Source organism: Pseudomonas sp. XP1 (assembly GCF_053557675.1).
Genome location: NZ_JBNRIJ010000019.1, coordinates 75445 through 83394, shown reverse-complemented (window position 1 = coordinate 83394; position 7950 = coordinate 75445). Strand labels below are relative to the sequence as shown.

The window sequence follows — 7950 nt, the reverse complement described above, 5'->3', positions numbered from 1 at the left end:
CCTGTGGGAGCGGGTTTACCCGCGAAGCAGGCAGCGCGATGGATGGCACGGGCTTCGCCCGTGTTCGCGGGCACGCCCGCTCCCACAGGAGTTGTGCATACCCTGAGGCATTCTGCTTAACCTGAGGCATGCACAATCCCTGTAGGAGCGGCTTTAGCCGCGAAAGGGCCAGCCCAACCAATACAAGGATCAGCGCAGCAAACCCAACTCGGCATCATCCAGCAGCGCCTTGGCCATGGCTGCGAAGTAATGCGAAGCCCAGAGCATCTGCTGATCGCCGTCCATCAAACCGGTCAGTGACAAGTCGCGTGCATAGCCCATCAGTTCCGAGGCTTGCTCCCGGGCGCTGCGGCAGGGGATGCCCTCAGCGATACGGAACAGCGGATGGGTTTGGCCTTCGCCTTGGTAGAAGTAGGTGACACCGGGGGTGGTTTTGGTTTCGTCGGTCATTGGTTTTCCTGAATGCTCGGTGACCGCCTCTTCCGTTTCCACAGGAAGGGTGGCGGCTGTACACGGGGTGGAAACCCGAGTGCATTCAAGGAAAACTCGGTAGGCACGAGGCCTCCCGGGTACAGCCGCCATGAACGACATAACCTGAAATGCTTGCTGCAGGTTTCCACACCCGATCGCTGAACCGTCAGCGACGGGCAAAGCCTAGAGTGCGGGATTTGCAGGAACAATCAGACGCGTGTCGACAGAGGTTGTAGGGTATTTCGCAGGGGGTGGAGTTGCCAGTCCCGAGGCGTAGGAAGAGTCTGGGATTGTTGTAGGTTGCTGGGGGCATGTCTTGAGAATGCGTCAGGGCTGACAGGTGTTCTCCATGACAGGTTCAGCGCCTATGAGATCGAGCGCCGCCCGCGCGGCGCATCGCGACGCAAGGCCGCTCCCACATCTGTTTCGGGCCAGTCACTCCTGCTTGCTCCGCACTCGCACCCGGGGTGCATGCCTGGGGATTGCAGAAAAGCAGTGGCGACACTTTCAATATCGAATGGGACAGACAAGGCGGACAGAGGTGACTTAACAGGCTGGACTGGCCCGAAACAGATGTGGGAGCGCAGTACCTTGAGATCTGTCAGCGCAACAACTCGGAATGCCCCTGCGCCATCGCCACCACCACCTTGCGCTTGCCGGTAAACGGCGACCGCGCATGCGCCGCAAGCATGTTATCCAGCATCAGCACATCGTTCTCCAGCCAAGGGAAGCTGATGGTGCATTCATCCAACACCCCGCGCACTTCATCGAGCAGCGAATCCTCGATGGTCGTACCGTCGCCGTAGTACACGTTACGCGGCAGGTCCTCCTCCTCAACGATGTCCATCAACGACTCGCGCACTTCTGGCTGCAGGTTCGACACATGGAACAGGTGCGCCTGGTTGAACCATACATCCTCCCCGGTGACCGGGTGGCGCGCCACCACCTGGCAGCGCTGGCGGGTGCGCAATTCGCCGTCATCCTTCCAGATGCACTCGATGGCATGCGCCCGGCAATAGGCCTCGACCTGGCGTGGATCTTCAGTGTTGAACACCTGCGACCATTCCACATCAAGGCCGTTGCCGTAGTTGCGCACATACATCAGCCCCTTCTCCACCAGCCGCTCACGAATGCGCGCCGGCATGCGCCGGTAAACCTCGCGGCTGTCGGCAATCGGCGTCTCGCCACCGGTCTCGGCGGGGATCACGCTGTAGAACCAGATCTTCATCGGCCATTCCAGGGTATAGGCCTGCTCGTTGTGCAGAGGGATGCTCTGGTGCGCTGGGTATTCGGTGGATGTGTACACGCCCTTGGTCACGTTGCTGCGCGGGGTGGAGCCAAACTCGTAGTTGAGCAGCGGGTGACCGAAGGAAGCGGCGAACTGGCGGAAAGCCTCTGCGCCACCCACCTCGAACCCGCGAAACAGAATGCCGCCGGCCTGCAGCAAGTGCTGGTCCACCAGCGGCTGCAAATCGGCAAAGGCTTCCAGCAGGTCGATACCCGGCTCCGGCGCGCGCACCAGCAGCGGCAGGTTGCCGCGCGCGGCGTCCAGGGGTTCGATCGCAAAGCTCAGCAGTTCACTCATGTCCGGTCACCTCAAGCCAGGGCCGCATAGGCGGCGAAATCGGGATGTGCGCCATGTCGGCGCCTGACTAGATGAACGAGCGGGCCATGGGGAAATTCACCAGGGCCACACACACAGGTAAAGCTGGCACGCGCCGGTTCGTCTGAACGATGTGCACCCTTCTATCGCCCAGGAACCATACATGACTCGCCAGCTCCTGCTCCTCGCCCTGCTCGCCGTGGCCCCTGCCGCGTGGTCGGCAGAGCCATGCGCCGTGGAAATCCATGGCACCGACCAGATGACCTTCGACAAGGCCACCATCACCGTGCCCAAGGCCTGCGCCGTGTTCACCGTCACGCTCACCCACCCTGGCGCCATGCCGAAGAACGTGATGGGCCACAACTGGGTGCTGAGTACCCAGGCCGACATGCAAGGCGTGCTGGACGACGGCCAGAAAGCCGGCGAAGCGCTGGACTACGTTAAGCCCGGCGACACCAGGGTGATCGCTCACACCCGCCTGATCGGCGGCGGTGAAACAGACAGCGTCAGCCTCGACACCCGATCGCTGAAGGCAGGTACCGCGTACAGCTTCTACTGCTCGTTCCCTTTCCACAGCACCTTGATGAAAGGCTCCCTGACCCTCGGCAGCTGACCCGCCCCTACCTCACCAGCGAGATCACGCTTCATGAAAACCTCCTCCCCCGGGGCCATCCGCGAATTGCTGGGCCTGCTGAAACCCTACCGCCCGGCGGTAATCGTCTCGGTGCTGCTGGGCATGCTCGGCGGCCTGGCCGTGACCGCCCTGCTGGCCACCGTCAACCAGGGCCTGCATGCCGCCGGCGGCATGAGCCAGGGCGTGATCCTGGCCTTCGCCGGCCTGTGCGTGCTGGCCCTGGTCAGCAGCGTGGCAGCCGACAGCGGCACCAACTACGTTGGGCAGAAAGTCATCGCCAGGCTGCGCAAGGACCTCGGCGCCAAGGTGCTGTCGGCGCCGATCGAGCAGATCGAGCGCTACCGCACCCACCGCCTGATCCCGGTGCTGACCCGCGACGTCGACACCATCAGCGACTTTGCCTTCGCTTTCGCCCCGCTGGCCATCTCGCTCACCACCGTGACTGGCTGCATGGCCTACCTGGCCTGGCTGTCGTGGCCGATCTTCCTCATCACCCTGGCGGCCATCGGCATCGGCAGTGGCATTCAGTACGTGGCCAGGCAGAAAGGCGTGGCCGGTTTCAACGCTGCCCGCGATGCCGAAGACAACCTGCAGAAGCACTACTCGGCCATCGCCGAGGGCGCCAAGGAGCTGCGCATCGACCGTCGTCGCCGCCATGCCATGCTGACCCGCAACATCCAGGGCACCGCCGACTTCATCGCCAACACCCATATCCGCGCCATCAACATCTTCGTCGCGGCCAAGAGCCTGGGGTCGATGCTGTTCTTCGTGGTCATCGGCCTGACCCTGGCCCTGCAATCGCTATGGCCGAGCAACGACCCGGCGGTGATGAGCGGCTTCGTGCTGGTGCTGCTGTACATGAAAGGCCCGCTGGAAACCTTGATCGGCAACCTGCCGATCCTCGGCCGCGCCCAGGTGGCGTTCCGCCGCATTGCCGACCTGTCCGAGCGCTTCTCCTCGCCCGAGCCGCACCTGCTGCTGGAGCCGCCGGTCAAGCGCGCCGCCCCGGCCAGCGCGCACCTGGAGCTGCACAACGTCGAGTACGCCTACCCGCCGGTGGACGGCAACGAGCCGTTCCGCGTCGGGCCGGTGAACCTGAGCATCGAGCCGGGCGAGATCCTGTTCATCGTTGGCGAGAACGGCTGCGGCAAGACTTCGCTGATCAAGCTGCTGCTGGGCCTGTACACCCCGCAACGCGGCGAAGTGCGCCTGAACGGCAAGGCCGTCGGCCCGGAGGGGCTGGATGACTATCGCCAGCTGTTCACCACGGTGTTCGCCGACTACTACCTGTTCGACGACTTGCCCGAGCACGAACACAGCCTGCCCAGCGATGCCACGCGCTACCTGGAACGGCTGGAGATTGCCCACAAAGTGAGCGTGCGCGATGGCGCCTTTACCACCACCGACCTGTCGACCGGGCAGCGCAAGCGCCTGGCGCTGGTCAATGCCTGGCTGGACGGGCGGCCGGTGCTGGTATTCGACGAATGGGCGGCAGACCAGGACCCGACCTTCCGCCGGGTGTTCTACACCGAGCTGCTGCCGGACCTGAAGCGCATGGGCAAGACCATCATCGTGATTTCGCATGATGACCGGTATTTCGATACGGCGGACAAGGTGGTGCACCTTAGCCGAGGGAAAGTGGTCGAGGCGTTGGAGCCGGCTTGAGACAGCAAAGGGGGGCTGCCCCCCCTCATCAACCACAATCTATAATCGCTCTATAGTCTGTCTATAATTCCCTATAAACACCGAACCAGAGTGGTTTCCTGAGAGGACGCCGGGGGCGCTTTGCGCCCCTATCGCGACACAAGGCCGCTCCCACAGATGCTGCGCAATTCCAGGAACTGGCGCGGTAGCTGTAGGAGCGGCCTTGTGTCGCCATGGGCTGCAAGGCAGCCCCAACAGGCAGAAATCAGAACAACCAGCGATACAGCAGATACGCCACCACCACCGCCAGCACCGGCCGCAGCACGCGGTAGGCCTTTGGGTTGGCGCGCTTGAACTGCTTCACCTGGCCACTGATCCGGTTACTGAAGCGCTTGCTCCAGGCATACGCCTGGTTGATCCCGCCAACACGCTCGTCATCGGTATTCTGCGGCGCGGTGGCACGCCCGAGGAAGGCGCTGACCTGGCGGTTGATGCGAGTCATCAGCGGGCTGCTCAGCGGGCGTTCGATGTCGCAGAACAGGATCACCCGGGTAACGTCGGTCTCGTTCTTGACCCAGTGCACGTAGGTTTCATCGAACATCACGTCCTCACCGTCACGCCAGGCATATTCCTCGCCATCAACGTAGATGCGGCAAGCATCGGAGTTGGGGGTGGACAGGCCCAGGTGGTAGCGCAGGGAACCGGCGAACGGGTCGCGGTGCGGGTTCAGGTGGCTGCCGCCAGGCAGCAGGGCGAACATCGCACCCTTGACATTGGGGATGCTGCTGACCAGCTCGACGGTACGCGGGCACAGGGCCTCGGCAGAAGGCAACGGTTTGTCGTACCACTTCAGGTAAAAGCGCTTCCAGCCTTTCTTGAAGAACGAACCGAAGCCGGCGTCGTTATCCTTCTCGGCGGCGCGGATGTAGCCCTCGTCGAACAGGCGCATGGCCTCCTCGCGGATTTCCTGCCAGTTGTCCTTCAGCACGTCCAGCTCGGGAAAGCGCTGGCGGTCCAGGTATGGCTTGGACGGTACGCCGGAGAACAGGTACATCAGGCTGTTATAAGGGGCGAACAGCGCAGAATGGTTGACGAACTGGCGCAACACCGGCAAGCGAGCCTTGCCGCGCAGGTGCACGAACAGCACGCTGCCAAAAAACACCAGCAAGACACCCGCCTTGGCTGCAAAGGAAAAGGTCATGCTTTCACTCCTTGAGGAAGAAACAAGGCTGCGCGCCCTGCACTCCGATAAATCATCCTGCCATCATAAACTGATGCTGCCAGGGTAAAAACAGCCCGGGCAGCAACTCAATCATGAAGATTTTGCAATAAACCAAGCCGCCGAACGTTGCGCGGGATCAGCGGCAAGGCCATTACTGCTGGTTTTCCTGCTCGCTGAACATGTCGCTGAACAGCATGCTCGACAAGTAGCGCTCGCCGGAATCCGGCAGAATCACGACGATGGTCTTGCCCTGCATTTCCGGCTTTTCGGCCAGGCGCACGGCCGCCGCCATCGCCGCACCACAGGAAATGCCACAAAGAATGCCCTCTTCCTGCATCAAGCGGATGGCCATGGCCTTGGCCTCTTCGTCGGTCACCGTTTCCACCTGGTCGACAATCGACAGGTCGAGGTTCTTCGGCACGAAGCCGGCGCCGATGCCCTGGATCTTGTGCGGGCTGGGCTTGAGTTCTTCGCCGGCCAGGGTCTGGCTGATCAGCGGCGATGCCACGGGTTCCACCGCCACCGACAGGATCGCCTTGCCCTGCGTATGCTTGATGTAGCGCGAAACACCAGTGATGGTGCCGCCGGTGCCGACGCCAGCCACCAGCACGTCGACCGCGCCGTCTGTGTCGTTCCAGATTTCCGGGCCGGTGGTTTTTTCGTGGATCGCCGGGTTGGCCGGGTTTTCGAACTGGCCCGGCAGGAAGTACTGGACCGGGTCGGAGGCGACGATTTCGTTGGCCTTCTCGATGGCGCCCTTCATGCCCTTGGCCGGGTCGGTCAGCACCAACTCGGCACCCAACGCCTTCAGCACCTTCCGGCGCTCCAGGCTCATGGAGGCGGGCATGGTCAGCATCAGCGTGTAGCCACGGGCGGCGGCGACGAAGGCCAGGCCGATGCCGGTGTTGCCCGAGGTCGGTTCGACGATGGTCATGCCCGGCTTGAGCTTGCCGCTGCTTTCGGCGTCCCAGACCATGTTCGCGCCGATGCGGCATTTGACCGAATAGCCCGGGTTGCGCCCTTCGATCTTGGCCAGGATGGTCACGCCGCGCGGGGCGATGCGGTTGATCTGCACCAGCGGCGTGTTACCGATGGAGTGGGCGTTGTCTGCAAAGATGCGGCTCATGGCAGGAGTCCTTGGCATGAAAAAAAGCAGGGAAAGACCTCAAGGGTAAGCCCGGGCCGAGGGCCCGTAAAGCCTGTTCGAACTCAGCCAGACACCTTGCGGTCAACCGCATATCCCGCCTTGGAGACACGTCGATGAGACCCCGTTATCGCTGGCCGCTGATCGGCCTGGCCAGCCTGATCGTGCTGTTGGTGGCGCTGCACCTGGCCCTGCCCTATCTGGTGCGCGACTACCTCAACGACAAACTGGCCGACATGGGCGACTACCGTGGCCAGGTGGCCGATGTGGACCTGGCCTGGTGGCGCGGCGCGTACCAGATCAATGGGCTGAAGATCGTCAAGACCACCGGCAAGGTGCCGGTGCCGTTTCTCGACGCGCCGCTGATCGACCTGTCGGTGAGCTGGCACGCCTTGTGGTACGACCGCGCAGTGGTTGCCGAAGTGGTGTTCGACCGGCCAGAGCTCAACTTCGTCGATGGCGGCAACAAACAGAACTCGCAGACCGGCCAGGGCACCGACTGGCGCCAGCAACTGGAAAAACTGCTGCCGATCACCCTCAACGAGGTTCGCATCGACAAAGGCGTGCTGACTTTCCGCAACTTCAACTCCAAGCCCCCCGTCAACCTAAAGGCCACTCAGCTCGATGCCAGTATTCGCAACCTCACCAACATCCGTGACGAAAAGGGCCGACGTGATGCCAGCTTTGATGGCACGGCGCTGATCGTAGGCGATGCCAAGGTGGAAAGTCGCGCCACCTTCGACCCGTTCAGCGATTTCGACGACTTCGAGTTCCGCCTGCGCGCCACGGGTATCGAGTTGCGCAAGCTCAACGACTTCGCCAGCGCATACGGCAAGTTCGACTTCAATGCCGGGCACGGGGATGTGGTGATAGAGGCCGAGGCGACCAACGGCCGATTGAATGGGTACATCAAGCCACTGTTGCGGGATGTGGATGTGTTCGACTGGCAGCAGGATGTGCAGGAAAAGGACAAAGGCTTCTTCCGCTCGGTCTGGGAAGCGCTGGTGGGCGCGACCGAGACGGTATTGAAGAACCAGCCAAAGAACCAGTTCGCGACCCGGGTAGAGCTCAGCGGTAGCGTGCACAAGCAGGATATCAGCGCCTTCGAGGCGTTTCTGCAGATCCTGCGCAACGGGTTCATTCAGGCGTTCAACGCGCGGTATGAGCGTGACGCGCCGGATTGAGACCAAAATGCCGTGACGGGGCATTCAGGGACTGAATACCTGGTCTGC

The 7950-nt window shown here is 62.4% G+C and carries 7 protein-coding genes; 3 read left to right on the top strand and 4 right to left on the bottom strand.

All coding sequences use genetic code 11. The annotated features are described in order from the left end of the window. Positions 1-189: 189 nt before the first annotated feature. Both ACK1U9_RS17275 and ACK1U9_RS17270 read right to left on the bottom strand, forming a co-directional pair. Positions 190-450, bottom strand: a complete 261-nt coding sequence (locus ACK1U9_RS17275) for a DUF3077 domain-containing protein (RefSeq protein ID WP_015271332.1) — start codon at positions 448-450, stop codon at positions 190-192. A gap of 622 nt (positions 451-1072) precedes the next feature. Then, a complete protein-coding gene (locus tag ACK1U9_RS17270) occupies positions 1073-2056 on the bottom strand; it encodes a TauD/TfdA family dioxygenase (RefSeq protein ID WP_108479947.1) in 984 nt (327 codons plus the stop codon). A gap of 181 nt (positions 2057-2237) precedes the next feature. On the opposite strand from ACK1U9_RS17270, the gene azu reads away from it, so the two are divergent. Continuing rightward, entirely contained in the window at positions 2238-2687 is a 450-nt protein-coding gene (azu, locus tag ACK1U9_RS17265; protein WP_046616452.1) for an azurin, read from the top strand. A 33-nt stretch (positions 2688-2720) separates the two neighbouring features. Further along, positions 2721-4373, top strand: coding sequence for a cyclic peptide export ABC transporter (locus ACK1U9_RS17260; RefSeq protein WP_153671626.1), 1653 nt, complete (start codon positions 2721-2723; stop codon positions 4371-4373). Positions 4374-4617: 244 nt separating this feature from the next. On the opposite strand, the gene ACK1U9_RS17255 is transcribed toward ACK1U9_RS17260, so the two are convergent. Both ACK1U9_RS17255 and cysK read right to left on the bottom strand, forming a co-directional pair. Further along, entirely contained in the window at positions 4618-5553 is a 936-nt protein-coding gene (locus ACK1U9_RS17255; RefSeq protein ID WP_046616454.1) for an aspartyl/asparaginyl beta-hydroxylase domain-containing protein, read from the bottom strand. Positions 5554-5725: 172 nt separating this feature from the next. Beyond that, the gene (gene cysK / locus ACK1U9_RS17250; RefSeq protein WP_449110058.1) at positions 5726-6700 is read right to left on the bottom strand and encodes a cysteine synthase A; all 975 of its coding nucleotides are present in this window, start codon (positions 6698-6700) and stop codon (positions 5726-5728) included. 134 nt (positions 6701-6834) lie between these two features. Between cysK and ACK1U9_RS17245 the strand changes: the two genes are divergently transcribed. Then, the gene (locus ACK1U9_RS17245; RefSeq protein WP_046616456.1) at positions 6835-7902 is read left to right on the top strand and encodes a DUF748 domain-containing protein; all 1068 of its coding nucleotides are present in this window, start codon (positions 6835-6837) and stop codon (positions 7900-7902) included. Positions 7903-7950 lie beyond the last annotated feature (48 nt).

Coding starts and splice junctions, on each gene's coding strand:
- ACK1U9_RS17275 (WP_015271332.1), bottom strand. CDS start 450: ATGACCGACGAAACCAAAACCACCCCCGGTGTCACCTACTTCTACCAA.
- ACK1U9_RS17260 (WP_153671626.1), top strand. CDS start 2,721: ATGAAAACCTCCTCCCCCGGGGCCATCCGCGAATTGCTGGGCCTGCTG.
- cysK (WP_449110058.1), bottom strand. CDS start 6,700: ATGAGCCGCATCTTTGCAGACAACGCCCACTCCATCGGTAACACGCCG.
- ACK1U9_RS17270 (WP_108479947.1), bottom strand. CDS start 2,056: ATGAGTGAACTGCTGAGCTTTGCGATCGAACCCCTGGACGCCGCGCGC.
- ACK1U9_RS17255 (WP_046616454.1), bottom strand. CDS start 5,553: ATGACCTTTTCCTTTGCAGCCAAGGCGGGTGTCTTGCTGGTGTTTTTT.
- ACK1U9_RS17245 (WP_046616456.1), top strand. CDS start 6,835: ATGAGACCCCGTTATCGCTGGCCGCTGATCGGCCTGGCCAGCCTGATC.
- azu (WP_046616452.1), top strand. CDS start 2,238: ATGACTCGCCAGCTCCTGCTCCTCGCCCTGCTCGCCGTGGCCCCTGCC.